Annotated in this window: 28 protein-coding genes and 2 pseudogenes; 12 read left to right on the forward strand and 18 right to left on the reverse strand. The window is 55.2% G+C overall.

Annotation, left to right across the window (positions count from 1 at the left end; genetic code table 11):
• Position 1: 1 nt before the first annotated feature.
• From JFU57_RS24555 to JFU57_RS24570, 4 genes are all read right to left on the reverse strand, one after another.
• Positions 2–469: a hypothetical protein gene (locus JFU57_RS24555; protein ID WP_201131054.1), complete on the reverse strand. Its 468-nt coding sequence runs from the start codon at positions 467–469 to the stop codon at positions 2–4.
• A gap of 467 nt (positions 470–936) precedes the next feature.
• Positions 937–1131 carry a hypothetical protein gene (locus JFU57_RS24560; protein WP_078473052.1) on the reverse strand — a complete coding sequence of 65 codons (195 nt, stop codon included), beginning with the start codon at positions 1129–1131 and terminating at the stop codon, positions 937–939.
• Between the two features lie 154 nt (positions 1132–1285).
• Positions 1286–1615 carry a hypothetical protein gene (locus tag JFU57_RS24565; protein WP_201131055.1) on the reverse strand — a complete coding sequence of 110 codons (330 nt, stop codon included), beginning with the start codon at positions 1613–1615 and terminating at the stop codon, positions 1286–1288.
• Between the two features lie 456 nt (positions 1616–2071).
• Positions 2072–2458, reverse strand: coding sequence for a DUF5329 domain-containing protein (locus tag JFU57_RS24570; protein ID WP_201131056.1), 387 nt, complete (start codon positions 2456–2458; stop codon positions 2072–2074).
• A gap of 635 nt (positions 2459–3093) precedes the next feature.
• On the opposite strand from JFU57_RS24570, the gene JFU57_RS33460 reads away from it, so the two are divergent.
• On the forward strand, positions 3094–3216 hold the full coding sequence (locus JFU57_RS33460) for a hypothetical protein (RefSeq protein WP_274609831.1): 123 nt from the start codon (positions 3094–3096) through the stop codon (positions 3214–3216).
• A gap of 152 nt (positions 3217–3368) precedes the next feature.
• Here JFU57_RS33460 and JFU57_RS24575 read toward each other — a convergent pair whose 3' ends face one another.
• From JFU57_RS24575 to JFU57_RS24590, 4 genes are all read right to left on the reverse strand, one after another.
• Complete coding sequence (locus JFU57_RS24575; RefSeq protein WP_201131057.1) at positions 3369–3599, reverse strand: hypothetical protein; 231 nt, start codon at positions 3597–3599, stop codon at positions 3369–3371.
• A gap of 468 nt (positions 3600–4067) precedes the next feature.
• On the reverse strand, positions 4068–4598 hold the full coding sequence (locus JFU57_RS24580; RefSeq protein WP_207202230.1) for a UDP-N-acetylglucosamine acyltransferase: 531 nt from the start codon (positions 4596–4598) through the stop codon (positions 4068–4070).
• 444 nt (positions 4599–5042) lie between these two features.
• Complete coding sequence (locus tag JFU57_RS24585) at positions 5043–5561, reverse strand: DUF1993 domain-containing protein (RefSeq protein ID WP_201132189.1); 519 nt, start codon at positions 5559–5561, stop codon at positions 5043–5045.
• 394 nt (positions 5562–5955) lie between these two features.
• Positions 5956–6771 carry a monalysin family beta-barrel pore-forming toxin gene (locus tag JFU57_RS24590; protein WP_201131058.1) on the reverse strand — a complete coding sequence of 272 codons (816 nt, stop codon included), beginning with the start codon at positions 6769–6771 and terminating at the stop codon, positions 5956–5958.
• Positions 6772–7054: 283 nt separating this feature from the next.
• On the opposite strand from JFU57_RS24590, the gene JFU57_RS24595 reads away from it, so the two are divergent.
• Positions 7055–7216 (forward strand): hypothetical protein, encoded by a 162-nt coding sequence (locus tag JFU57_RS24595; RefSeq protein ID WP_201131059.1) that lies wholly within the window; start codon positions 7055–7057, stop codon positions 7214–7216.
• On the opposite strand, the gene JFU57_RS24600 is transcribed toward JFU57_RS24595, so the two are convergent.
• Both JFU57_RS24600 and JFU57_RS24605 read right to left on the reverse strand, forming a co-directional pair.
• Complete coding sequence (locus tag JFU57_RS24600) at positions 7202–7663, reverse strand: hypothetical protein (RefSeq protein WP_201131060.1); 462 nt, start codon at positions 7661–7663, stop codon at positions 7202–7204. The genes JFU57_RS24595 and JFU57_RS24600 overlap by 15 nt on opposite strands.
• Before the next feature lie 270 nt (positions 7664–7933).
• The gene (locus JFU57_RS24605) at positions 7934–8824 is read right to left on the reverse strand and encodes a LysR family transcriptional regulator (protein ID WP_078473058.1); all 891 of its coding nucleotides are present in this window, start codon (positions 8822–8824) and stop codon (positions 7934–7936) included.
• 165 nt (positions 8825–8989) lie between these two features.
• Here JFU57_RS24605 and JFU57_RS24610 point away from each other — a divergent pair, with 165 nt between their 5' ends.
• The 7 genes and pseudogenes from JFU57_RS24610 to JFU57_RS24635 all read left to right on the forward strand — a co-directional run bounded on the left by JFU57_RS24610 (position 8990) and on the right by JFU57_RS24635 (position 16492).
• Positions 8990–10072 (forward strand): 4-oxalomesaconate tautomerase, encoded by a 1083-nt coding sequence (locus JFU57_RS24610; protein ID WP_078473059.1) that lies wholly within the window; start codon positions 8990–8992, stop codon positions 10070–10072.
• 43 nt (positions 10073–10115) lie between these two features.
• A complete protein-coding gene (locus JFU57_RS24615) occupies positions 10116–11429 on the forward strand; it encodes a dicarboxylate/amino acid:cation symporter (RefSeq protein WP_078473060.1) in 1314 nt (437 codons plus the stop codon).
• Positions 11430–11561: 132 nt separating this feature from the next.
• Positions 11562–12866 (forward strand): CitMHS family transporter, encoded by a 1305-nt coding sequence (locus tag JFU57_RS24620; RefSeq protein WP_201131061.1) that lies wholly within the window; start codon positions 11562–11564, stop codon positions 12864–12866.
• Between the two features lie 85 nt (positions 12867–12951).
• Positions 12952–14205: an OprD family porin gene (locus JFU57_RS24625; RefSeq protein WP_201131062.1), complete on the forward strand. Its 1254-nt coding sequence runs from the start codon at positions 12952–12954 to the stop codon at positions 14203–14205.
• A 59-nt stretch (positions 14206–14264) separates the two neighbouring features.
• A pseudogene (locus JFU57_RS33720) lies at positions 14265–15077 on the forward strand (cache domain-containing protein); the annotation flags it as partial.
• 102 nt (positions 15078–15179) lie between these two features.
• On the forward strand, positions 15180–15935 hold the full coding sequence (locus JFU57_RS33725; RefSeq protein WP_446739678.1) for a methyl-accepting chemotaxis protein: 756 nt from the start codon (positions 15180–15182) through the stop codon (positions 15933–15935).
• Positions 15936–16213: 278 nt separating this feature from the next.
• The gene (locus tag JFU57_RS24635) at positions 16214–16492 is read left to right on the forward strand and encodes a hypothetical protein (RefSeq protein ID WP_078473065.1); all 279 of its coding nucleotides are present in this window, start codon (positions 16214–16216) and stop codon (positions 16490–16492) included.
• 12 nt (positions 16493–16504) lie between these two features.
• Here the strand turns inward: JFU57_RS24635 and JFU57_RS24640 are convergent, their stop codons facing one another.
• The 4 genes from JFU57_RS24640 to JFU57_RS24650 form a co-directional block, all read right to left on the reverse strand.
• Positions 16505–16966, reverse strand: a complete 462-nt coding sequence (locus JFU57_RS24640) for an anti-virulence regulator CigR family protein (RefSeq protein ID WP_201131064.1) — start codon at positions 16964–16966, stop codon at positions 16505–16507.
• 608 nt (positions 16967–17574) lie between these two features.
• The gene (locus JFU57_RS24645; RefSeq protein WP_242487523.1) at positions 17575–18195 is read right to left on the reverse strand and encodes a hypothetical protein; all 621 of its coding nucleotides are present in this window, start codon (positions 18193–18195) and stop codon (positions 17575–17577) included.
• A 165-nt stretch (positions 18196–18360) separates the two neighbouring features.
• A complete protein-coding gene (locus tag JFU57_RS33515; RefSeq protein ID WP_078473068.1) occupies positions 18361–18591 on the reverse strand; it encodes a hypothetical protein in 231 nt (76 codons plus the stop codon).
• A 154-nt stretch (positions 18592–18745) separates the two neighbouring features.
• Positions 18746–19378: a hypothetical protein gene (locus JFU57_RS24650; protein WP_242487522.1), complete on the reverse strand. Its 633-nt coding sequence runs from the start codon at positions 19376–19378 to the stop codon at positions 18746–18748.
• A 166-nt stretch (positions 19379–19544) separates the two neighbouring features.
• On the opposite strand from JFU57_RS24650, the gene JFU57_RS24655 reads away from it, so the two are divergent.
• Positions 19545–19871 (forward strand): hypothetical protein, encoded by a 327-nt coding sequence (locus JFU57_RS24655; protein ID WP_201131065.1) that lies wholly within the window; start codon positions 19545–19547, stop codon positions 19869–19871.
• 37 nt (positions 19872–19908) lie between these two features.
• On the opposite strand, the gene JFU57_RS24660 is transcribed toward JFU57_RS24655, so the two are convergent.
• Together JFU57_RS24660 and JFU57_RS24665 are read right to left on the reverse strand one after the other, a co-directional pair.
• Positions 19909–20115 carry a hypothetical protein gene (locus JFU57_RS24660; RefSeq protein WP_153050276.1) on the reverse strand — a complete coding sequence of 69 codons (207 nt, stop codon included), beginning with the start codon at positions 20113–20115 and terminating at the stop codon, positions 19909–19911.
• A 550-nt stretch (positions 20116–20665) separates the two neighbouring features.
• Positions 20666–21493 (reverse strand): MrpH family fimbial adhesin, encoded by an 828-nt coding sequence (locus JFU57_RS24665; protein ID WP_201131066.1) that lies wholly within the window; start codon positions 21491–21493, stop codon positions 20666–20668.
• A gap of 255 nt (positions 21494–21748) precedes the next feature.
• Between JFU57_RS24665 and JFU57_RS33465 the strand changes: the two genes are divergently transcribed.
• Positions 21749–21877: a hypothetical protein gene (locus JFU57_RS33465; protein ID WP_274609830.1), complete on the forward strand. Its 129-nt coding sequence runs from the start codon at positions 21749–21751 to the stop codon at positions 21875–21877.
• A 97-nt stretch (positions 21878–21974) separates the two neighbouring features.
• Positions 21975–22500: pseudogene (locus JFU57_RS24670) on the forward strand (DNA cytosine methyltransferase); the annotation flags it as partial.
• 67 nt (positions 22501–22567) lie between these two features.
• Here JFU57_RS24670 and JFU57_RS24675 read toward each other — a convergent pair.
• Positions 22568–22819, reverse strand: a complete 252-nt coding sequence (locus JFU57_RS24675) for a hypothetical protein (RefSeq protein ID WP_201131067.1) — start codon at positions 22817–22819, stop codon at positions 22568–22570.
• A 201-nt stretch (positions 22820–23020) separates the two neighbouring features.
• Positions 23021–24271, reverse strand: a complete 1251-nt coding sequence (locus tag JFU57_RS24680) for an MFS transporter (RefSeq protein WP_201131068.1) — start codon at positions 24269–24271, stop codon at positions 23021–23023.
• Positions 24272–24346 lie beyond the last annotated feature (75 nt).

A 24346-nucleotide genomic window follows, 5' to 3' on the forward strand; every position in this document is an offset into this window, starting at 1 on the left:
GCTACCGGCTGATGGTCTTCAAAAACTGCACCGCATCAATAAACTGTTCGGCGGTCGCCTGGGTTCGCATGTGCACATTACGCAGGCCGCTGCCGTCAACACTGCGAATCACGACGGTGTAGCGCCCTTCGCGGCCGCGAGTTTTGTGAATGGTGGTAGTGCCCAGCGAGCGGAAATAGATACGCTGGCCCATCGCTTTGGTGACCGTGGTGCTGTTGCCCGCGGCAATTGCACCGTTACCAATAGGAGCGGCCGTGGCAAAGCCCGAGCTTTTGGAAATAGTCCCATCAGAAAGCAGGATGAATTCGTCTGTGACCTCAACATATTGAGGGCGCTTCTTGCTGAAGTCCTCATAGAACACCTGTTCAACCACCGATACAGCACGCTCCCGGGTCATGCCTGGCTGCGCCTTAGCGGCGTAATCGATCGGTTGAGAGCCACAGCCTGCAAGCGCTGCGACAGCCAACATGATCATTCCTATCCTTTTCATGCCTTCTTTCCGGTTTGTACGGTTAATGCCTAAGCGCTGGGTGAATCGACCTTAAGGCAGATTACCAACAGACTGAGCCAGCGCCGGCAGCGGTTACTGCCAACACTCGCGGCAAGATGCAGACACTTGTGTGTTTATGGTCCGCAATTAAGCTATTTGCTTTGGATTGACTGGAGTTTTGATTACTTTCGCCAAGTCGTCCTGAAAAACGGAAGCACGAGAAAAACCAAGCCTCCAGCAAGAATGCCCATCCCGAAAGTATGTACGAAACTCTCCTGGCTGGTTGCGACCATGGCCGCGCCTGCGACGATCCCGGCACAGCCTACGATTCGGATATTTTTGTTCGATGACTTCAGTTCCATTGCGAAAACACTCCTATCAAAAAATGGCAGTCGAGGTTCTGAATACCGCCGCAGATCGCTCTTGCTGCGCGGTCCTAGAACGCCTCAACGCTTATCGTGAACTTCAGCCGGCCAGGCACTGAAGAAAAATATGATTCCGGGAATCATTAAGTAGATCCAGTTAGTACTTGGATGCACAACCAGTCCGACGATCCACGCGACAAGTAAAACGCCGCCAACTCGACGCCGACGCTTGGCGGTGAACCACTCCTGAAAGACCTCAGGTTTTTCACTGGCCATCATTACGCTCCTTGTTTGAAAAGCAGCGAAGCATATCACCCACCTCAACAACTCATGCCAGCCGGCGAGGATCCTCTATGCCCGTCACACAGGGTTGAGTTTGCTTGGACATAGAGGCTTGTCTTGCTGAGGCACGAGCGCCAGCATTCCCTATCTAAATGCCCCGGCCTGCCTTCAGGCTGCGATGAGTAGTCAGCATTCCATTGTTATCAAACAGGAAAATCATTTGGTTCCCTGCGCCATCCTGGCAAACAACGCCGTCACTCTCGCCATCGACAATCCCTTGGCAAGCCATGTTCCAGACATAAGGTCGGATTTGGCACTTCAGCGTTTTACCGTCCTCAATCACCAAATGATGGGTGGCTGAGATGCTTTCCGGCGCCGGTTTAGGGCAAGCTCCCTCCCCCCAATTGACCCCATTGTGGTTGGGTTGCGAAACACAACCGGCCAACAGGATTACAGGCAGCAGATGTTTGTAATTCATGGTCACCATCCTTAGTTGTGACGACGCGATCGAGCGTCTGCCTTAGAGACGGGCATTATTGTGCGTCACTTCGCGTAGGCATTTAAAGGCTGTGCCCTGCCGTTCTCGACGGCAAGCGCGAGGCAGATCAAATTTATAGAGGGGCGAATTGGAGGTGACGACCAGCAATTGAGCGAGATGACAAGTAAGGCCAAGAGGTTACCTGAACCCGCCAACTGCACTTATCGTCAACACCGGAAAGCATCGCAGTCAGTATTCCTGCTCAGCTCATTTGAGAAGCTCGCCCGGCCCTGCAACGTTGAACCATAGGCAGTAGGCAAGTTATGGGCCGGGAGAGCGCAGGAACCATAACGAGGCGTGACGCCGGCGAAAATCAGAAAATTCTGAAACTCGCTATATGGAACGACAGCAAATACGGCCGCCCTTGCTAAGGAGGCTGGGCTATTTGGACACGAACTACCGAGGTTGGCGTAATCGCTGCAGTTCGGTCTGTAGCCAAGTACTTGCAGGTTGCGTCCCTGAAGGGCATCGCACCTCATAAGCTTTTCCACTGATGCTGCTTTTGCTGGCGGCGAGATTGATGAAGTCCTCGGCACTGCTCACCATATTTTTGTTTTCGAGATAACTCAGCTTTTTCTCGAGGTGCTGCCGTGCTTGCGGTGCTGGATACTCGGTCCCATTGCGTACGAACAAACAATCGCTGCGCTCAACAAAGCTCAGCAAGCCGTTTATTTCCTGCGTGGCCTGCGGCGTCGTCTGAGCCTGGAGATTACTAACCGTTAGAACTGCGCCAACACCCACTGCTGTCAGCCATTGAATCAGCCCACGCTTCATAATTTCCATACCGCTCCCTCATCTTGATTTGGCGGGACTGTAGCACTTTGAGCTACTCATAAACGAATTGGTATTAGCGCAGGACTTGCACAATAAACGCTATACGAGCTCAAGCGTGACCCCGCCGATGAAGTCAGTGATTTAGATCAGACCTTGGTTGACTGAGTGAAAGCCCAGCCAAATGCGATAGCGGCAATGCTGGGCCGTATCAGGTCTGTTGCTGGCGCCGAGCCAGTAACTATCTGCAGGCTGGCGATTATGAAGACTACAACTGCGGCAAGGATGCCCAGCACCGAAATCCAGCGGAAATATCTTGGAAACATCGAATGACTCCCTTTAAAGGGGCGCGATCGTAGTTGCAATTAGCCATCATTTCAACTGTCAGCACTTTTTGCCGATGCACATACGGAAAAGTTGATTCGCTTCGCCACTACGTGGCGACTAACAATAGCCGTATCTGAAAAGTAGTCGCGAAAGTTTGAAGAGCGCCGCAAGACTGGTATTAGCCCCGGGCAAACCACTCTAATCGCCGCAGTGAGCAACGGCGCAGGGCGTATGACCGGAGACTGTATACTTCGGCAGTACTACAGGCGCGGAGTGAAAATGAGCATCCCATCTCTGCATATGGGGTGCCTGAAGTGTTCGTGACCGAGCGCGACCAATACATCGGCGTGGTGCTGGAAAGCAATCCAAAGACCAGCAATGCGGCGAAATGTCGAAAGACTTCGCCGCTCAAGGAGTGGAAGGTGATTCCACCTTATTGGTGATTCCGCAACTGGATGCAGACGATTTGGGTCGCGACCACCACCAAGCTTTATACAAGAATTAAATAGTTGCAGGGCAACTGCTAAGGTCGCAAAGCACTGTGGTACTTCAAACACCGGCACACCTGACTCGCTTTCCCCAGAGTATTAAAAGTCTAGCCATTACCTCGGTCATACCAATTATTAGCAAACTCTTTGGGAATCGTTAAGGTCTTCGCTGTGGTTAGCTTCTGGCATGCAACTGAAGCGCGCTCTATTTCATTTCCGAAGTAGGCCAGCCAATCACCGTTCGGCTCCTGAATTACATCGCATAAGTAGGTTCCCACTTCGCCCTCGGTCAGGCCCGAAAACGCTGCGATGAGTTTGTTGCTTGGCTTTCTAATCATGACCACTCCCTCGATCTGGCTCTATGCCACACCATCAAGCAATAGCCCACTTCCTCGAATCATGCCAGTTAGCGAGGACTGCTATGTGCGTCCCGTAGGCTCGACTTGCTTGGACATTGAGGACTGACTGATCTTCCTAGCTGTATTGTCCAGGCCCTTGCCGGTCTTGCCCTAGTCGTTGACAGCTCTCACTTCCCCATCGGCTGCGCGATTCGTCTTCCTAGGTCCTCTGCGGCCTAACCTGCCTGCCTCGACTCAACCGCAATGCCCAGGGAGGCGAGATGATTGACGTCTCTCTTTTATTTCGGTTGCCTCACAAGCTGATGTTTTTCTTAGGGCAATAAAAAACCCGCTCGAAGCGGGCTTTTTACGCAAGCAAATCCAGTGCAGTCTTCCATGCGGCTCTACGTGAGTTTTCACATAGAGGATGACGCCAGTCTTACAGACAGTCACCCATCGTTGTCGAGATCAAGCGTCCAACTTAACAGTGCTAATTGCCTCAAGAAAAATACGAATGTTTTCCTGGACCGCCCTATTTATGGACTCTTTGAGTCTCGTGACACCATAAAATGCATAGGTGCCAGACACAGTGCCGATATTAGAGACCTCCCTTTCATAAATGACCTTTCCTGTCTTCCTGTTTACGATTTGATAGATGGCCCTCGCTTTGGTGGTCATAGAAACACCACCGCCCGGAATGTCCAGCTCTGTGATCTTCACAAAAACATTCACCTTTCGGGCCGAGTCATCATCGAAGACCGCGATTCGGTTGACACCTTCCCTCAGGGAGCTCTCCCACAGTCCAGGAACCCCTTCTCCACTTGAAGGTATTTCTCCGCGAGTTTCGGACGGTCCGGCAAATGAGACGGATATAGACTTAAGGTCCGCATCAATTTTCTGGGTGGAAGGCTCAAGCCCCTGAACGGAAAAGTTCAACGGTGGCGGTGATGCGCACCCGGCCAAAAAAGCGACTGCCAGTGCTCCAATCAAAACTCTCATGCTGATCCCTCATCGTGATTTGGCGAGACTCTACCATCGCATGAAGGGGCCGCCAAAATCCCGTATGGGCGAGACTCTTCGGGTTCGTGGAATATCCAAGCTGGGGCGAGTTGTAGGGACAGTTGTAATTCCTCGAACTGGGCAGAGGGGCAACCGGCATTTCACCGATAGCGGTCTTTCAGATAGACAAGTCCGACTGCCTCTAAAAATCAGTACCTAAAGCCCGCCTCTATCGCGGGCTTTTTTATCGGCGCCGCGCTCAGCCAGCGCGACCAAAACCGCAATCCGACAGCGGCCTGCCAACCGATCCCTTGCACTTTCATCGCGAGCCTTGGCGATGTACCAGCGGGGTCGAGGCGTTCGGCTGAAGACCTCCCCGCCCACAACCGCACGTGGCGCAGCAAGCTTGAAGGCTGCGCCGTTACCGGACGTCAAGCAGAGACACTAGGGTCGCAGGTAGGCGAACATGTGCTGTACATAATCGGCTTTTCCGAGAGGTACGCCGTTATGGCGCAAGATGTTGTATGCCGTGATCAGGTGAAAGTAGAACTGTGGAGTAGCCCAGTTCACAGCGTACTCATTACCGGTCATATCGAAGGCCATGCCATTGGGTAACTCAATAGCGATTTCGCGCTCAGCCCCTTCCTCTATTTGAGTGCGGTCCGCCGAATCAAGAACTGCCAGCGTACGCTCGATCAACACCTTCGCTGCTGCCAGGGTTTCGGGAGGAGTGAACGATTTTACTGGCTGCTGCGTCAGTCGCTGGACCGCCTCCTGCGCCTGCGTACAGGCGTACTGAACTTGCTGGGCAAGATTGTGCATATCCGGTGCGAGTCGAGATTCAAGCAGAATGTGTGGGTCGTAACCACGCTCTAAAGCAGTGGCTTCGCCCTTAGACAAAAGAGAAGACAACGCTCGCAGCATCTGCGCGAAACAGGGGATGGTAACTGAGTAGACCGACATGTTTTTCCCTAGATAGCCATTCAATGCGGTCTGAATCCTAGCAGATTGCAGCACGACTCCTGGCAATAGAAGCGCCCTCTTCCCCGACCGAATCCGCATGCGCTCCGCTCCATGCCCATCGGCATCCAGTGGAGTGTAAGCGTGCATCCGAGTCTTGAAGGATCAGCATCTGCCGCACTGGAGACAAGCCTCTCGAGACTACGCAGAGCACAGTTCGAACACGACAACTGTGTGCCTCCACCGATAAGCAAGGACGGCCTAGCCGAGTCGAAAGAGCTTGAGGCGCACGCGGAACATCTGCTGATGGGATAGTGACCGGCAGTAAGGTCTTAGAAGGCCTGGCGCACGACAGCCCCTCATCACAAGGGGCCATCGAACAACGCGTCAGAATAGATCAGTAACGGCGATGAGGATCGTTGTAGGCGCTCCAGTCGAAACTGAAGTGCCCGCTATTGCTGGCTGGGTTGTAGTTCTCCATCAGTACATTGCGCTGGACAGTATCCCAATCCAGCGGCGCGATGGCCTTGCTGGACTCGACAATGACCGTACTGTTCTGAGTAATGGCCGACAGGTAGTACAGGTCCAGGCGCGAGCCCACCGTCTGGGTCTTGTTGTAGGCGAAGGCATTACCATTCTGCCTGCCCGCCGAAGTGGCGTTGTGCGCATAAACAAGAACAACCTGATAGACAATGAAGGTGCCAGGCCCCGTCAATTGAGTGCTTTCGCTGAACGTCTGAGTAGTAGACCAGGACTCACTGCTGCTAAATCCAACGGAGATATCAGAACCGACGTTGACGATACCAATGCTACCTCCAACGCTGTATTTGGCAGTGACACTGGTCGTGAACGTTTTGGTGTGCCCCTTAGTCAACTGGTAGCTGCGAGTCTGTGTCACCTGCTGCGGAATGGAAATGGTGTCCATGTACTGCAGGTAAGCAAAGACCGGGCGAGTGTAGGTGCCCCAATTCTGCTTGCCGATAAAGATATCGCCGTAGACGGTGATGCCATCTACCCAGCAGCCTTGTTTGGGCGCGCTGTAATCCAGCAGGTAACTGTCGATCGCATAACCACCCCGCTTAGTCGGGAACTGATCGAAGTTGCCGGCAAAGTTGGATGTCAAAATGGCGCGGGCATTTCCTTGCTCGCTGTTCAGGTCGTCAAGTTCAATCGAATGACTTTGGGGTTGGTTCAGTTCTTCCTTGATCGTCATACTCGCATCCCTCGTTGGGTGTGTACAAAGTGCCAGATGGCGCTGCGAAGTATTGAGCATTTCAATGAGTGTTCAAGGCGGATTGTTCGTGCCGCTAAAGAGGAGATTGCCGCCGCCAGGCGTAAGCAAAAAGCACACAGCGCTTAAATTCAATGACTTGGATGGGGCTCTATCTCAGGAGCACTAGGCACGTCCTCACCCTGGTAACTCGCCTGATTTACTGAATGCCATGACCAGGTGCAGTGCGCGCCCACTATGGTGTCCAGCAATAAGCGGTATACCGATGGCCAACTCGCGCGATGCCATCGTCGCGAAATTGAGCCGCCAGGCCGAACGGATGCGCCTGGCCCTTGAGGTCTGCAAGCATGCTGAAAATAGGCTCACCGCCACTCAGATCGCCACGGCAATGTCGATCGGGGTGAAGCGCGGGTCAGTGCACCACTGACGGTTGGGTAGCGATCGAGACGGTGAAGATCACGATAAACAGCACGACGAGAACCCAGAACATCACCACGACTATCAGCATGACGACCTTCAGGCTTTGATAAAGCCAGCGCAACCAATGGCCTTCGGGCTTTGCTTCTGAGCGGGTTCTGAGTACGCCTTTCAAATAGAAGCCAAGGAGGGCAAGCAGTGCGCCATCAATAAACAGCGCAGGCAGCCCGGCTTCCGGGAAAATGCTCCCCCACCCATAGAATGGCGAGCGGCTCAGGAACACTACATAACAAATGAGGCTGCCATAGGGGACGGCTCTCCACCACCTACCGGCCAGCGCTCCGACCATCAGGCACATAATCACCATGAATGGGTTGAGGAGAATATTGATCATCCAGTCCAGTACGTTGGGAAAGTAGCCCGGGGAATTGATACTGCGCCAGATGTGCTCCCACATTGTTCGGTTTCCTGCCTTCGATGGAGTAAGTGCTGCTTGCGTACTTGCGTGCCGCTGCAAGGTATCGGCGTATTGTCGGGTTACATAAGTGCTGTTGTGTAAATTTGCGCCCGGACGAAAAGTCGCCGAGTGTCAATCAGCCCGTCTTCGTACAGCGCCTAAGATCCAGATCAGACAAATCGGGATCAAGAATCGCCGGAAACAGCTCCCGAATGTGATGTTCACTCAGTCACTTGTCGCTGGTTTATGGAAGTAGATGCTCTGCCTGGCTCATTGTGGCCATTGCTCAAGCAGGATCGAGACGAACTTCTCCGCCGCCGGCGAAAGCGATGCCCCGCGGCGGTAGACAAGGCCCAAAGAACGGTTCACCACCGGCTCGATCAAGGGGACGCTGACCAAGGTGGGATGATCCTGTGCCGGCATGGCCAGGCTTGGCATTGCTGAGACGCCCAACCCGGCTTCCACCAACCCCAGGGAGGTTGAGAGGTGTTGAACCTCGTAGAACCACTGCGGGCGCCAGCTCAAGCCGGACAAGGCGTGATCCAGCAGCATGCGGTTGCCGCTCAGGCGCCCAACCCCGATAAGGCGGTAGTCGCTCAACTCAGACCAAGTGACCGAAGTGCGTCCAGCCAACTCATGATCACGTCGGCAGGCCAACACAAACGGCTCGATGACCAAGGGCACGAACTCGATATCCGGATGCTGCCCACTCATCATATTGATCCCGAAATCAGCCTCTCCTCGCAACACCGCTTCAAGCCCCTCGTTGGCACTCAAATCCAGTAAGCGGATGCGAATCTGGGGGTAGCGCTCGTTGTACAGACGAATCACCGAGGGCAAGAAATAGAATGCGGCCGTAGGGATACACGCCAGGGTCACTCGGCCAATCTGCCGCTCGGCAAGTTCGCGGATATTGAGAATCGACTCATCGAAGTCATCCAGCAATCGACGCGCCTTAGGCAGAAAGTCGCGTCCGACACTCGTCAGGCTGACCTTGCGCGTGGTGCGATCGAGCAACGCGGTGCCCAACCCTTCCTCGAGTTTTTTGATGCGGCGGCTGAGCGCAGGCTGAGACAAGTGCAAGGCATCGGCGGCTTCGTGGAAGCTGCCTAGTTCGGCGATTTTCACGAAAGATCGAATATCGTTGAGCTCATAGTCCATGTCTTGTCTCATCTGCAGAAGAAGTCGGGCAGCAATTTAACGCAAATTTATCATTCGTAAAACGCAATAATCACGTCAATCTTTGCATTGGAAACATTTTTCAAAGCTTGAGACTCTTGCCTCCGGAGCATCAATTACCTCGATTGATTAACAAGAGTCGGTCTCATGCAAAGAATTCCCTGTGTGCTGATGCGCGGTGGCACCTCCAAAGGCCCGGTTTTTCTCGACTGGGATTTGCCGGCAGCCATTGAGGCCCGTGACGAACTGCTGCTCAACTTGATGGGCTCCGGCCACGAGCTGGAGATCGACGGGATCGGTGGTGGCAGTCCGCAAACCAGCAAGGTTGCGATTGTCAGCCCTTCGCTGCACCCGGACGCGGATGTTGACTACCTGTTCGTCCAGGTAATGGTTTCGCAACGCAGGGTCGACAGCGCGCCCAACTGCGGCAACATGCTGTGCGCCGTCGGCCCTTTCGCTATCGAGCAGGGCCTGGTCAAAGGCACCCCGGGCCGCACCCGTGTCCGCATTCGCAACGTAAACACAGGGACCTTTGTCAATTCCGACGTGTACACACCGAATGCCAAGGTCAGTTACGAGGGCGACACCGCCATCGACGGCGTGCCGGGTACCGCAGCGCCCGTACAATTGACGTTCCTCGATGCGGCCGGCAGCAAGACCGGCAAGCTCTTCCCTACCGGCAATACGCAAGACGTGATCGATGGCATTTCGGTGACTTGCATCGATATGGCAATGCCCATGGTGCTGATCGAGGCCAGTCAACTGGGCAAGCGTGGCGATGAAAGTCCCGCAGAACTGGACGCCGATAAAGACTTCCTGCAGCGCCTTGAGTCATTGCGGCTTCAGGCGGGCCGGGCCATGGGCCTGGGCGATGTCGGCGACAAAGTGATTCCAAAGCCAGTGCTGGTCTCACCCCCAAAAGCCGGCGGCACGATCCAGGTTCGCTATTTCATGCCACATAGCTGCCACCGCGCCCTTGCCATTACCGGCTCGATTGGTTTGGCGACCGCGTGCGTGATAGAAGGCAGCGTCGTCGCACAGATGCTCGGCGGGATCAGTACACCGCGCCTGGAAGCGGTGCGTATCGAGCACCCAAGCGGCGCAATTGATGTCGTATTGTCATACACCGGCGTCAACGGTGAGACAATCCAGGCTTCTGTCGTACGCACTGCCCGCAGGCTTTTCTCCGGCTTCGTCTATGCCGCGGACTCTCAGCGCCTCGCCGGATAACCCCGGTGGTCGTTGGCATTTTTGCATCCGCACAATTCTAAAAATGGGTGATGCCATGAAAGTTGTTAAATCGCTCTACTTCCAGATTCTCTGCGCCGTGGTACTGGGCATCGTGGTCGGACACTTCTGGGCCCAGCAGGCCATCGCGCTCAAACCATTGGGTGATGCCTTTATCAAGCTCATCAAGATGATGATTGCCCCCGTGGTGTTCTGCACCATCGTCACCGGCATCGCCGGGATGAGTGACAAACGCTCACTCGGTCGACTGCTCAGCAAAACCATGTTGCTGTTCTTCGTACTGACGGTGATCAGCCTGATCATTGGCCTGGTGGCGGTGTATGTGTTCCAGCCGGGCGCTGGCATGAACATCGATCCCAGCCAACTGAGCACCAAAGGCTTGGCCCAGTACACGGAGTCGGCCGCAAAGCTTGGGTTTGTGGAGTTTTTCATGCACATCATTCCCGAGACCTTTATCGGTGCCTTCAGTAAAGGAGAAGTGCTGCCTGTGCTGTTCATTGCCGTGCTGTCCGGCTTTGCCTTGTCATCACTGGGCGAGCGTGGCAAGCCGGTTCTCGACGTACTTGAATCGGCCTCGCACATGGTCTTCAAGATCTTCGCCTACCTGATGCGTTTTGCACCGTTCGGCGCTTTTGGGGCCTTGGCATTCACCGTCGGCCAGTACGGCATCACATCGCTCGGCTCGCTGGCGAAGCTGATCATGACCTTGTACATCGCCTGCGGCTTCTTCGTGTTCGTAGTATTGGGCAGCATCTGCCGCGCCAACGGCTTCAGCCTGTGGAAACTGCTTCGTTACTTTCGCGAAGAGTTCCTGGTGGTGCTCGGGACCTCGTCCACGGAACCTGTCATGCCGCGAATGCTGGAGAAGCTCGAAGCACTGGGCTGCAAAAAAGGGGTCGTGGGCCTGGTACTGCCCACCGGCTACTCGTTCAACCTGGACGGCACCGCCATCTACCTGTCGTTGGCGGCGATCTTCATTGCCCAGGCCTGCAATATTGACCTGAGCCTGACGCAAATCATCACCATGCTGGCGATCATGCTGCTGTCCTCCAAAGGCGCCGCCGGCGTTACTGGCAGCGGGTTCGTGGCACTGGCCTCGACACTGACGGTCATTCACGACATCCCGTTGGCCGGCCTGGCGTTACTGATCGGCGTTGACCGCTTCATGTCTGAAGCGCGAGCCCTGACCAGCCTGGCCAGTAACGCTGTTGCGACGGTGGTGATTTCGATGTCTGAAAATGCCTGCCACCGCGAAACGCTGTCCCGGGTGCTCGACGCAAAACCCGATCCTGCAACCGGAGAAGCCTGGCAAGACCTGAAGGTCGCCAAACGCATCTAGCGAAAGCCGCAAACAGCTTCCCCTCACTTAACTGCCCCCCTCCCCGCCAGGCGCCATTGTGCAGCCAGGCGGGTCAGGACTCGTGCGCCTCGGCGTTAGCCATTCTTACGATAACAACAAGAGAATCGTCCTATGCTCGCTTTCCTTGGCCTGGCCATGGTGGTCGTATTCACCGTCCTCATCATGACGAAGCGTTTGTCGCCAATCGTCGCGCTCACCGTTGTACCTATCGTATTCGCCGTGATCGGCGGTTTCGGCGGCACCACCGGCAAAATGATGCTCGACGGTCTGAAGATGGTCGCGCCGTCTGCCGCATTGCTGCTGTTTGCGATCCTGTTCTTCGGCCTGATGATCGACGCAGGCTTGTTCGATCCGCTGATCCGCAAGATCCTCAAGCGGGTCAATGGTGACCCGATGAAGATCGCGGTGGGCACCGCTCTCCTGTCTTTGCTGGTCGCACTCGACGGCGACGGCACCACAACCTACATGATTACCTGCGCGGCGATGCTGCCGCTGTATAAGCGTATCGGCATGAATCCGATGATCCTGGCGACTATTTCCATGCTGTCGCTGAGCATCATGAGCGGCATGACACCTTGGGGCGGCCCCGCCACGCGGGCCATCGCCGCGCTGGGCCTGGATGCCGGCGAATACTTCGTGCCGTTGCTGCCAACCATGATCGGCGGCGCCATATGGGTGGTCTTCACGGCTTTCATACTGGGGCGAGCCGAGCGCAAGCGTATCGGCAACGTGCAACTGCAAAGCGGCGGCGGCAATTGCTACATCAACGCGATTCTTGAGGACACCCCCCACAAGCGTCCGAAACTGGCCTACGTCAACCTGGTTCTGGTTATCGCGGTGATGGCGGCCTTGGTGATGGGACTGATGCATTCCGCGATCCTGTTCCTGATCGGCTTTGTGCTCGCGCTGATGATCAACTACCCGCAATTGGATATTCAGAAAGAACGCATCCTGGCGCACTCAGGCAATGCCATGACCGTCGTGCTACTGGTGTTTGCCGCCGGGATTTTTGCTGGAATTTTTTCCGGCACCAAAATGGTCGATGCCCTGGCCCAGACCCTGGTCGACTGGATCCCGCCGTCTTGGGGCCACTTGTTTCCACTGGTGGTTGCGATCACCAGCATGCCGCTGACCTTCGTGCTCTCCAATGACGCCTACTACTTTGGTGTGGTGCCGATCCTGGCCAATGCCGCCGCGGCTTACGGCATCGATCCGGTAGAAATCGCGCGGGCCTCGATTCTGGGGCAGCCCGTGCACCTGATGAGCCCGTTGGTTGCCTCGACCCTGTTGTTGGTCGGTATGGTCGACCGCGACATCGGCGACTTCCAGAAAGCCACCGTCAAATGGGCGGTGCTGACCTCCCTGGTCGTCACCGCGCTGGCCTTACTGACCGGGGCCATCAGCCTGTTCACCTGATTCACCTCCCTGCTGCCTTTCAACGCGCCTCCCCTCGGGGCGCGTGCTGTCCTGCACTCCAAATAACAACAATGAGACATTTGCCATGAACCCTGTGTATGCCCGTCGGGCCCTGTTTTGCGTGTTAGGTCTAGTGCCATTCGCCGGCGCCAGTGCCGAAGGCTTTATTGATGACAGCACACTCAAACTGCAACTGCGCAATGTGTATTTCAACGAGAATTTTCGCGACGAGCACGGCTTGAGTGCACGAGCGGCCAGAACGGCGAAAAGCGAGCGCACTGAATGGGCCCAAGGATTCTTGCTGGACTATCAGTCCGGATTCACCGTCGGCACCCTCGGCTTTGGCGTCGATGCCCTGGGGCTGTATGGCGTAAAGCTTGACTCAGGACGCGGTCGCAGCGGCACCGGGCTAATGCCGGTTCATGACGACGGCCGCGCAGCCGGCGAACTTGCCAGCGCTGGCGCCACCGCAAAAGCGAGGTTCGCCAAAACCACGATCAAGTACGGCACCCTGCTGCCCAAAACACCGGTACTGATTTACAACGACGCGCGCTTGTTGCCCCAGACCTATCAGGGCACTCAGATCAGCAGCAACGACATTGAAAACCTGACCGTCACCGGCGGGCACCTGGACCGTTTCAAATTACGCGACTCCACAGACAGCGTGCCGATCGTGCCTGACGGCTACAGCGGGGGGGAATCGGGGGACTTCAACTATGTTGGGGCCGAGTACAAATGGGGGAAAAACACCCGCCTGAGTTATTTCTACGGGGAACTGGAGAATTTTTACCGGCAGAACTTCGCCGGCATCCAGCGCGACCTGCCACTGGCCGGTGGCGTGCTGACCGGTGACCTGCGTTACTTCGCCAGCGTGGATAGCGGCTCTGCCTACGCAGGTAAAATCGATAACAACATGCTCAGCGGCCAATTGTCCTACGCGATCGCTGGTCACACCGTCGGTGGGGGCTACCAGAGCCTGCGTGGCGACGCCGGTTTGCCCTACATCAGTGGCGCAACCGTGTACTCGTTCAGCAACGCCGGCATTGGCAAGTTCATCGAGGAAGACGAAAAGACCTGGATGCTCAGTTACGGCTACAACTTCGCCACCGTCGGCGTGCCCGGCCTGACCTTCTCTACGCGCTACCTGAGCGGCAATGACGGCAAGTCCACGACCACGGTTAAGGAATGGGAGCGTGATGCTGAACTTGCCTACGTGGTGCAAACCGGCACGCTCAAGGGGCTGGGTGTGCGCATGCGCAACTATGTCTACCGCTCTGAGTTCTCCCGAGGGCGCGACAGCAATCGCCTCTACCTCACCTATGACATCGCCCTCTGGTAAGTCGACGATTGCGGCCCTTGCGGCCGCTTTCCTAAAGGTTCAGGTGAGGAATCCCCTACATGCTGTTCAAGAACAAAGTACTGATCCTGGTGCTGGCCCCCGTGGTGCTGTTGTCCTCGGTGCTGGCACTGACAACAAGCGCCACCTTGCTGTCGAGCGCCGAACACGAAGTCACGGTGACCCGCGAGCGTCTGCTCGATGAAAGCCGGGAACGCTTGAAAGACTACGCCACGCTTGCGCAAACTTCTGTGGCCGAACTGTATGCGCAGGCTGAGGCAGGGGACAAGGCAACACGTGAGCTGGCGATAGCGCGACTGTCCAAAATGAAGTTCGGCGACGATGGCTATTTTATCGGTTACGACAGTCAGGTCGTGCGCCTGTTTCGTGGCGACAGCAGCGAAGGCGTCGGCACCAATATGAGTGACCGCAAAGACAAAAACGGGATTTACCTGAATCGGGAAATGGTTGCCGCAGCGAAGAACGGCAGCCACTTCGTCAACTATTCCGGAGCCCTGATCAACACAGATAAAGTCGTTCCAAAACTGGCCTACAGTCTTTACCTGCCGGCCTGGGACATGGTGGTGGTGACGGCCATTAACCTCGACACCATCGAAAACCAGGTGGCCCAGGTGCGAGGGGAAATCCACCAGCGTGTACGCAGCCTCGTCTATGGGATAACCGTCATAGCCCTGATTGCGCTGGGAATCATCAGCGTGCTGGCGTTGTTATTGGTGAAAAAAAGCCTGCGTCCCCTGTCGCGAATTCGCGAACATCTCGATGAAATCGCAGCGGGCGAAGGCGACCTGACGCGACGCTTACCCAGCAGCCGCGATGAGTTCGGACAGGTGGCGGTGTCGTTCAATGCATTTGCCGACAAGATTCACGGGCTGGTCAGCCAGATCATTAGCATGGCCCGGGAGCTGAATGAGTCGGTCACCCAAGTAGCGGAACAGAGCCAGTGCATCGATCACGTCATGGAGCAACAGCGCCACGAAACCGATCAGGTCGCCGCAGCAATCAATCAGATGTCCTCCGCGGCGCAGGAGGTGGCCGTCAGTGCCCAGAGCGCTTCAGATGCAGCAGCCGAAACCGACCAGCAGGCCCAGCATGCCAGGCAGGTCGTGAATGAAAGCATCGCCCGCCTGGACGCGCTGACCGCTGACCTGTCCACGGGCGGAGTGTCGTTAAAAAGTCTGCAAGGCGATGTAGAAGGCATTGTCACGGTGCTGGATGTCATCCGCTCAATCGCCGAGCAGACCAACCTGCTGGCACTCAATGCTGCTATCGAAGCGGCACGGGCCGGGGACGCGGGGCGCGGGTTTGCAGTGGTAGCCGATGAAGTACGCGCATTGGCAAGCCGGACGCAACTAAGCACCCAGGAAATTCAGGCCATGATCGAGCGGCTTAACCAGGCCACGACCAAGGTCGTCACCGCGATGAGCCACTCCGGCGAAGCGGGCAATGGCGCCAGCCTGCACGCTGAGCAGGCTGGCCAGTCGTTGGGCAAAGCGGTCAAACTGATCGTTACCATCAATACGATGAACGCGCACATTGCCAGTGCCGCTCAGGAGCAGACGTCAGTGGCCGAAGAAATCAACCGTAGCGTCCATCAAATTGCTCGCGCGATTGAAAGCGTCGCGGACCAGACCCAAAACGGCGTGAAAACTGTCGATGAGCTATACGCCATAGGCCATCGCCTTGAAGGTCTGTTAAGGCAATTCAAGATTTAACCAGGCTACGCGTGACCGGCAATGCCAATCGAATTGAGTTTCCTCTGGCTTAGTAGACGCTGAATGACTGCTCCAAAAGCGGTCGCCCACTCCCTAAGAAACCCAGGGCGATTCAATTCTTAGTGTAAAAAGTAGCTAACGCTTCCATTCGCATCTGTCTCTATCCAAATGAGTGAGGCGCTAATTCTACTCCACAGCACAGCACGTACGGAGCCAAAACGCTCTGCGCAACTAAGCCTATTTGCATTTTTTAACAGCCCGGAAGAGGCGATACATCAATGAGCGATCGCGACTCCAGCCCCCCATTGGGGCACCTGGCCCTGAACCCCGCCGTGCGCGCCAAGCCCCTGCAACTGCTGACCGATATCCAGCGCTCCGGCTCACTGCAAGCGGCGCAGATCGCCATCATGAAGTTGGATTTGATGGGCGACGACGAGTTGCTCGAGTTTTTGAGCTATCCGCACCACGAAATTGTGATTAGCGAAAACGTGACGAGGGAATTTCATACTCAACGCTTAAGCGAGTTGAGGCGCGACCCGCGCCGACAAGATCATTGATCCCAAAGCAGCTCAATCAAAGGCTCCGTTGAGAACTTCGTAAATGATGCCGGTAGCAATTGTGACGAGTATCAGGTCAGTGCCCGCTTGTTGCCATTCATAGCCGTCGTAGTGGGGCAACCTGCCCAACAAGCGACCATCCAGCTTCTTTGCAATGCCTGGAGGAAGAGATTTTCCTCTAGCTAGGTTCTTTTGTATTCCAGGCGGCAGTGAAGGACCTGGGCGCCAATAATCACGGTAGCCACCGACCACGCCCAGTACACCGCCCCGGTCAATGTTGGGCCCGCGATCCCAATCATCTGCGCTGGAACCTTTCCCCTTGTTGTCCTGGTGGCCATGGCCTTGGCCGCCTTGGGAGTTGCCCTTCCCATTTCCTTGGCCTTTCCCGTTGCCAGGATCGGCCAGGGCCGTCACTGAGCCTACGGCCAAAGCAAGGCAGGTAACAGCGGCTACAAGCGAGCGAGAATTAAACATGACCGTCTTCTCTGAAAGGGAATGCCCCCTTGAAAGGTAGACGGTATTGCCGACTTTAGTTCCGCATAATCCACACTGCTCGCTGCATCCGGTAACGGAGGACTGCTCTTAGTCCGGTATCGGGACAGCTGAGCTGGGTGGTGAAGTGCAGAACTGCTTACGAGCATCCGGCGGCGGTGGCGATAAAGCACCTGCAGCTACCAGCCTGGCACCCATCTCTCGCCCGGCAACCTGTGCCAGGCCACCGTCAGGAGAGGGGCGATCACCCGCGACAACCGGCACCACCACTTAGCCGCCCCGCTTCACTTCGACGTTGATCCGCCAGGTCTCCCGGCCCTCACGCCATGTAGTTCCAGAGCAGAAAGCCTTCGTGCCCATCATAAATACCGTGCTTTGTCATGGGCCTGCTCATTTGAGTGAAGCGCACTCGTAGCACCCATCGCCTGGACAAGGCTGGCAATGAAATTCCGCATGACGACTGAATACATGCTGGGCCGACCAATCGATCAGTGGGTCAGACGGGACTTAGAGTTCGTACTGAAATCCAATAATTAGCTGCGCAGTTGAGTTGAATCACAGCATTTAGTAGTTGAATTTAAAGGCTGCTTTCATTTGTCGAGATTTATCAACTCGCGCATCCGCTCTCCTATCATTCCTCGCAACCACGCACTATGAAACTCAATTTGTTCCAGAGAAGTACCATCAGCCAATCGATGTTCGAACAGCTTGCCCTTCGCCCCCCGATAAACGACGAGAAAATGGCCATCGTGATCAAACGTTGCGAGAACGTAAGGACGGATGGAAATGATTTGGCTAAATGGCACGCGCACTTCAGTGGCTTTTCGGCCACGACGAGTAATCGTGAGGGTCAGTAGCTGCTGCTTTTCGTCGAACGTGAAAGCCTGCACTTGAGGCTCAGAGACAATCCACGCAAAGAACGCACCAATGAGTACCGCAATGGCCAGCATTAACAGAATGAAGGATGACGCAGTGAGGCTCTCACCATACTTAGGCTGCACACCCTGTATGACGTCCGGCCCAGTGAAAAGGAGCGTCGCCAGCCCGTAGGCGGGTAAAAGCAGAATCAGCGCAAGAGAGAAACCAAAAACGCCCATACCGTTGCTTCCGATAATGGGTATTTCAGGGCCGTAATACCAAATAGACGGGTGGGCAGTGTTTGGCTCGCCAGGTGGTGTTGCTAAGTCGTTAGCTGGTCTTTGATGATTCATCTGGCTGTCTCAAGAGATTGCGGCGTAGACGTTACCACTACTACCGGACAGTCTGGAAACAGATCACGGGGGCTTTTCTTACCGCGCTCCGCACTTCGATTACTCACGTCAACCCGCGTAACCCTCCCCCTTCAAAGTCAGTTGCTATATCGGCAAGGAGAGGTTCTACGGCGCAAACTCACCCAAGCTTTCGCGAGCAGTCGAGATAGCGAACTCGAGCAACTCCAGAGGGACATCCTGCTCGAACAGGCTTACCTCAAAACGCAGCGTTTCGTCATTCCTGAATATCTCAAAGACCATATCGTTGCCACGCCAGCACTCAAGCCCCAAGCCGTCATGCCCCTTTGTCACGTGTGAGGCGGTAAAAAACGTGTATTCAACTCCGTGTACGACCACAGCGCACCTCCCTATCTGAGGTGGCAACGATACCTCTCCCCTCTATGACTTTGATACGGATAAAGCGGAGTTCAGTGGTGACATCATGCAAGCCAAAGATCAACTTGGGCACCAATTCGTGCGCCGCATAGCCTGTATCAAGCGATGTAGCCGTTCATTTGTCCTGATTCACCACTTCGTGCATCCGTGAGCCAATCATTCCTCGCAACCACGCAGCATGAAACTCCATTTCTTCCAGAGAAGTACCCTCAGCCAATCGATAGACGAACTGCTTGTCCTTCGGTCCCTGACACACGACGCTAAAATGGCCATCGCGGTCATAACTGGCGAACAAGTAAGGGGTGATGCAACTAATGTCGCTGAATGGCACCTGCACTTCGGTGGGCTTACGGCCGCGACGGGTGATAGTGAGGGTAAGCAGTTGCTGGTTTTCATCGAACGTGAAGGCCAGCACTTCAGGCGCAGAGAACATCCACGCGAAGACCAGCCCCATTAGCACAACAGAAACAAGCAGGAGTTGGATGAGCAACGACAACGTGAAACTAGACCCATCGCTGCGCGATTCACCTTGCATCGCTTCGAACCCGAGAAGGAGCAATATCGTCAGCCCTAAGCCCGGCAACGACCAAAGCAACATAAAGCAGAAACCCCAAATGGCCGAACCAGTGCTGCCAATGATCGGTAAGTCCGGGCCTCGATGCCAAATAGGTGGGTGAGCGCCAGGGTTTGCAGTACTTGGCGCGGCTAGAGGCGTTGCGATGAGATGAGTTGGACTTTGACGAGGCATCTAGCGGGCTCCAGGATGGCTGCGTAGACGGTACCACTACTACCAGACGGTCTGGCCCAGAGGCATCAGGTTTTTTCACGCCGCCCCCCCCAGTACCCAAGAGCAAACGCTAGGCAATCAGGGCGCTAACGAATGGGCGCACACACCGGAATTAAAGAGGTTGGCCATGGCCAAGACTGTGCAGGAACGCTCGACAAAAACTGCCAGGAAGCGAGTGGCACTTGCGGAGGAAGAATTGAGGCTTAGGGTTCGCTCTGGTACCCGCCAAGCCCTTGCCGACCTGATGGAGTGGTCAGCCATCACTGAGCAAGGCGAAGCGATGACGCTGATGATTCATCACCTGCATGCGCTGGGCTCCGCGAAGTGTCAGCCACTCTTGAATCCGCCGCGCCACAGTTACGAACCATCGCAAAACGTGGCGCGGGAGTTCCGCAACAAAAGCCTGCTCGCCATCCAGAAAGACCCTTGCGACGAAATCATTGAGCCCGCATAACCCACCCTACTCGCTGCATTCGGCAATGGCGGGCTATTCAACGCATCTCTTTTACACGATTCCACTCTGTCTTGAGAATTTGTTGAGCCAACTCGACAATTCGACCGCAGTTATCGTAGACGTTACTTCCTGGGGTGCTGGCGAATTTCAAAGCGCTGTTCACTTCAGCATTTAGCTTCTCGAAGTCAGGTTCATTGGGGTTTGAGAGCAGTTGTATTTTTGCTCCCAGTGAAAAGGCAGTCATTATCAATGTCCTCTTTTCCCCCTCCCACTTATCTTTCAAACCTGCCGCGGCCGATGGGTCATGGTCTTTGACGAGCTTAATGAACGCCCCGTGATCTTCGGTGCCAGTGGCGTGGACCTGTAACATACCGATTGCGGCGATGTATTCAGCGCAGGTGTTACGTAACTCGTTGATCCATGCTTGACTGCTCTCTTAAAGCGCTACTGCTTTAGCCAGGATCATCTGGCTGTGCGCAGTTTTCTTGAATGTAAAAATCGATACCCAGGCTCCTGCGAACACTGCCAAAGCCGTAAGTGCAAAGCCGACAAGGACCGTCCAATCAGTGCCTGAATCCACTATTGCTCTGATCTCTGGAGCTCGATTTAGCGTCACGACCAAATTTTCTATCGTCAGTTTCTACTACTAGCAGGATGTAATTCAACAACGACAGATACCCCAACCCAAACCAAATTGCCACCACCGGAACCCGGAGGGCAGCGCCTACTTGAGCTAAACGTAATGCCCGTACTTCACCGAGCAATCCACAAGATCGACAAGAAGCCTGACGGCGCTACGGTGATGAAATCGTCATCACTGTTGATCCAGAGAAATAACCTGGTTCAACTTTACCATTACTGTAAAGAGTAGATTTTAAAGATATAGCTTTAGGTACGCCCTCTATAACTGGAACTGAAACACCGTCTGCTGCTGACTTCCCTTCAATAGTCAGCCTGGAATACAAACTACCATCCACTCTCAACTTAACGCCCGAGAGGCTCTCCTTGCCTGCAGTTAAAATCAAGCTGGAGCCCCCAGTGCATTTTAATTGAAGTTGCGTTGCCGCCTCATTGCCATTCACATCATTATCATTAATAACACCATGTTTTATTGTTGTATTACCTGAAACAACACACGCTAAGGGAGGGGTAGCAACACGAGCACAAGATCCAATACGGGTTTCGGGGCGACCTGTCCCCGAATACTTATGTTGAACTCCAAATGATATACAAAAATCACTCGGCTTCTTGTAGGAGTTAGGAACAAATATAGACCCACTAAATGGTATATAAAAACCTTGCATTCTCATCTCCTCATACAACTCAGCCAATGAACCCCCAGCCGTCATATCTTTCCAGCGGTATTCGCTAAATACAGCATTTCTAAGCCACTGATCTTGCTCGCCAACTGCCACTATAAACAGATCACATTTAGTCGCACCCCAATCAGTACAATACCCGGAACCACTTCCAGACAACCAATCAGTAATAGTAAAGTAGTACCTAACACCACCTTGCTCATTTCGGCTTCCATTTGAAACCAGAGAAACCGCGTTAGCACTAGTAAAAACCATAAATAACAGTAAACATCTAACAATCCCACAAAAAATAACGGACTTCATTTCTTTGACTCTCAATATAGGCAAGAGTTAGATGACATATACTTATGCGCACATGTAAGCAACTATTCGCGAAGCGATCTAAGATCGCCGCTCTTAGGCACCCAGACTATCGGAAACTTCTGAAATTCAGCAGGAACTTTCCGACAACACTGATAGGTGCACTCGCTAAAATCATCCCGCTTAAAACTGTACACGGCGTCTACAACCAACGAATCACGCCAGTCGGCGAGGCAGGCGCACGCCTGGAGATAACCCATGAGCACCTTTGCAGTGTTTGGAATGACCCTCGATGTCGCCAAGACCGAGGCTCGCAAGAAAACGGCAGGCACCCGGAAGAGCCCGAAGGCCGTTGGCGGCGTAGAGCCGATCCCTGAAGCGGAATAGCTGGAGTTGGTCGCCAAGCGAACTGAAAAGATCATAGGGGGGTACGGTTCGCCAGCTCTCGCCGCTCTTCGACGCTCCGCAGTACGCCGAGCAGTTCATTTACGGCCCTGTTTGCAGCGGCATAGAGGCTGCAACACAAGCGTGGCACCCGCTGGGCATGCGCGCCGCCTGGTTTGCCGAGATTGAGCCGTTCCCCTCGGCGGTCCTGGCCCACCTATGTTCGCGCCGGCCAGCGAAAGCCCGCCAGCGTCATCGTCCGGGAGAACGTCCCCGGCGTCCTCAGCGACAAAGGGAACGCCTTCGGATGCTTTCTTGGCGCACTTGCCGGGGAAGACTGCGAGCTGCAGCCTCCAGGGAATAAATGGCAGGACGCTGGTTGTGTGTATGGACCCAAAAGAGCAATCGCGTGGCGGGTCCTGGACGCCCAATATTTCGGCCTGGCCCAACGACGCCGTCGTGTGTTCGTTGTCGCAAGTTCTAGAGACGGGTTCGATCCCACCGAGGTGCTTTTTGAGCGCGAAGGCATGCGCCGGGACACTGCGTCGCGCCGAGGCGAGGGGCAAGACGTTACCCGAACAGCTCCTTTCGCCCTTCCACTCCCGTGCGGATGTGGATACGTCTTCGCTGAATCCTTCGCCATTACGGCTGAATTAGGCCGCGCTACGAAGCGGCGTCGGCTTGAATGAAGGGTTAGGCCGCAGCAGTGCCCGCGGGGATCCAAAGATCATCGCCCTCAAGATCATAGGTGCGCTGCTCGCAGCCTCCATCTTTGCAGCGGACATAGGCAAGCATACGGGTCTCGCCGTCGCTGTTCGCCGCCAGCCAGTAGTAAGCGTAACCATCATCTGAGAACTCGCTATCCTGCCAAACTTCGACACTGGGATGAGATGCGCTAAGGCGAGAGAACACTTCCGTCGATTGGATAATGAAGATGTCGGACATACTCTTTCCTGTGGCCTAACACACGCGTAGATAGACGCGAACTTGCGAGCCTTAATGGACGCGATTGTTAATTGTGTTTCTGAAAATCAATTATAAATTTACACCAACTGGTGGATAGTATTCTCTTGCTGACGGCCGCGACGACTCTAGATTACGCTATCTGCACTGATATTGAAGTTATCCACCACCTGACAAGTCATCTTAAAGATGCAGAACCGAATTGCCTCCGGCGCCGTGCTCCGGCGCTTCGACCTTGACCCGCATCCCGATCAACAGCGCTGCGAGCAGCATCAGGATGCCGGCAGCGACAAATACGCCGGCGATGCCACTGAAACTGAACATAGCGCCCCCGGCAGCGGCACCTGCGGCGATCGCCGACTGCACCGAGGCCACTACCATTCCTCCCGCGCTTTCCGCCTGATCTGGCACCGCCCGGGCTACCCAGTTTGACCACGCCACAGGTACACCGCCGAAAGCCATGCCCCAGAGTGCCAACAACAATGCCTGACACGGCACAGAAGCAGGCAGCAACACCAAGGCTAATGCTGCAACGCCGACCAGCGCAGGCATCAGCACCATTGTCCCGCGCGGGCTACGTTCAAGTAGCCAGCCGGCCAACAGCGTGCCGACGAAGTTAGCCGCGCCGAACCACAGAAGCATCAACGCCAATCCTTCGGCCCCCACGCCGGTTGTGCTTTCCAGAAACGGCCGGATGTAGGTGAACAACGCGAAGTGCCCTGTGTGCACAAGCACGCAACCCAGCATGCCAACGGCAATGCCCGGACGCAGTAGCACTTCAAGCACCGTTCTCAACCGCGCCGTCCTGCGCGGCGCCAGCGGCGGCAGCGTGAAAAGCTGGAAAACCAGCGTCACTACCCCGACGGCGGCGGCCGCCACAAAAGCACTGCGCCAGCCATACAGCCCGCCCAAATAGCTGCCGAGCGGCACCGCCACCACAGTGCCCACTGCAATACCGCTGAAAATAATCGACAGGGCCCGTGGCAGTAGCGCAGCCGGCACTAGGCGCATCGCCACTGCCGCCGCCATGCTCCAGAAGCCGCCCAGTGCGATACCTAGCAAAATCCGCATGCTCAGCAGCACTATCAGGCTGGAAGAGAAAGCCACCAGCAAGTTGGAGGCAATCATCAGCGTGGAAAAGCACAGCAATACCACTCGCCGGTCGATCCCTCGCGTCAAGCCTGGCACCAGTAACCCGGAGAACAGCGCCACTACCGCCGTCACTGTCACCGCCTGCCCCGCCAGGGCTTCCGACACCCCTAGTTCAACGGCCATCGGCGTCAGCAAGCTGGCCGGAAGGTACTCCGCCGTCAACAATCCAAACACGCCCATCGCCAGCGAAAATACCGCCATCCAGGCCGGCGTCGTTGGCTCTAAATCAGCCTCGTTGCCAAAGCGCGCATCAGCTACAACGTCACACACCCCATTACTCATCACTAAACACCTCTGGAAATTATCTCAACCAGAAGTCTATGGACGCAGAACAGGATGTTCTATGATGCAAAATCT

This window comes from Pseudomonas sp. TH07, assembly GCF_016651285.1.
Classification (GTDB): Bacteria; Pseudomonadota; Gammaproteobacteria; order Pseudomonadales; family Pseudomonadaceae; genus Aquipseudomonas.

Bases quoted from the DNA above. Each gene is read 5' to 3' on its own strand.
- JFU57_RS24645 (WP_242487523.1), bottom strand. From the start codon at position 18,195: ATGAATCATCAAAGACCAGCTAACGACTTAGCAACACCACCTGGCGAG.
- JFU57_RS33465 (WP_274609830.1), top strand. From the start codon at position 21,749: ATGAGCACCTTTGCAGTGTTTGGAATGACCCTCGATGTCGCCAAGACC.
- JFU57_RS24640 (WP_201131064.1), bottom strand. From the start codon at position 16,966: ATGTTTAATTCTCGCTCGCTTGTAGCCGCTGTTACCTGCCTTGCTTTG.
- JFU57_RS24590 (WP_201131058.1), bottom strand. From the start codon at position 6,771: ATGACGATCAAGGAAGAACTGAACCAACCCCAAAGTCATTCGATTGAA.
- JFU57_RS24560 (WP_078473052.1), bottom strand. From the start codon at position 1,131: ATGGCCAGTGAAAAACCTGAGGTCTTTCAGGAGTGGTTCACCGCCAAG.
- JFU57_RS24605 (WP_078473058.1), bottom strand. From the start codon at position 8,824: ATGGACTATGAGCTCAACGATATTCGATCTTTCGTGAAAATCGCCGAA.
- JFU57_RS24625 (WP_201131062.1), top strand. From the start codon at position 12,952: ATGAACCCTGTGTATGCCCGTCGGGCCCTGTTTTGCGTGTTAGGTCTA.
- JFU57_RS24595 (WP_201131059.1), top strand. From the start codon at position 7,055: ATGGCCAACTCGCGCGATGCCATCGTCGCGAAATTGAGCCGCCAGGCC.
- JFU57_RS24580 (WP_207202230.1), bottom strand. From the start codon at position 4,598: ATGAGAGTTTTGATTGGAGCACTGGCAGTCGCTTTTTTGGCCGGGTGC.
- JFU57_RS24680 (WP_201131068.1), bottom strand. From the start codon at position 24,271: ATGAGTAATGGGGTGTGTGACGTTGTAGCTGATGCGCGCTTTGGCAAC.
- JFU57_RS24615 (WP_078473060.1), top strand. From the start codon at position 10,116: ATGGGTGATGCCATGAAAGTTGTTAAATCGCTCTACTTCCAGATTCTC.
- JFU57_RS33725 (WP_446739678.1), top strand. From the start codon at position 15,180: ATGGAGCAACAGCGCCACGAAACCGATCAGGTCGCCGCAGCAATCAAT.
- JFU57_RS24610 (WP_078473059.1), top strand. From the start codon at position 8,990: ATGCAAAGAATTCCCTGTGTGCTGATGCGCGGTGGCACCTCCAAAGGC.
- JFU57_RS24575 (WP_201131057.1), bottom strand. From the start codon at position 3,599: ATGATTAGAAAGCCAAGCAACAAACTCATCGCAGCGTTTTCGGGCCTG.
- JFU57_RS24570 (WP_201131056.1), bottom strand. From the start codon at position 2,458: ATGGAAATTATGAAGCGTGGGCTGATTCAATGGCTGACAGCAGTGGGT.
- JFU57_RS24555 (WP_201131054.1), bottom strand. From the start codon at position 469: ATGTTGGCTGTCGCAGCGCTTGCAGGCTGTGGCTCTCAACCGATCGAT.
- JFU57_RS24585 (WP_201132189.1), bottom strand. From the start codon at position 5,561: ATGTCGGTCTACTCAGTTACCATCCCCTGTTTCGCGCAGATGCTGCGA.
- JFU57_RS24565 (WP_201131055.1), bottom strand. From the start codon at position 1,615: ATGAATTACAAACATCTGCTGCCTGTAATCCTGTTGGCCGGTTGTGTT.
- JFU57_RS24635 (WP_078473065.1), top strand. From the start codon at position 16,214: ATGAGCGATCGCGACTCCAGCCCCCCATTGGGGCACCTGGCCCTGAAC.
- JFU57_RS24665 (WP_201131066.1), bottom strand. From the start codon at position 21,493: ATGAAGTCCGTTATTTTTTGTGGGATTGTTAGATGTTTACTGTTATTT.
- JFU57_RS24650 (WP_242487522.1), bottom strand. From the start codon at position 19,378: ATGCCTCGTCAAAGTCCAACTCATCTCATCGCAACGCCTCTAGCCGCG.
- JFU57_RS24655 (WP_201131065.1), top strand. From the start codon at position 19,545: ATGGCCAAGACTGTGCAGGAACGCTCGACAAAAACTGCCAGGAAGCGA.
- JFU57_RS24600 (WP_201131060.1), bottom strand. From the start codon at position 7,663: ATGTGGGAGCACATCTGGCGCAGTATCAATTCCCCGGGCTACTTTCCC.
- JFU57_RS24620 (WP_201131061.1), top strand. From the start codon at position 11,562: ATGCTCGCTTTCCTTGGCCTGGCCATGGTGGTCGTATTCACCGTCCTC.
- JFU57_RS24660 (WP_153050276.1), bottom strand. From the start codon at position 20,115: ATGACTGCCTTTTCACTGGGAGCAAAAATACAACTGCTCTCAAACCCC.
- JFU57_RS24675 (WP_201131067.1), bottom strand. From the start codon at position 22,819: ATGTCCGACATCTTCATTATCCAATCGACGGAAGTGTTCTCTCGCCTT.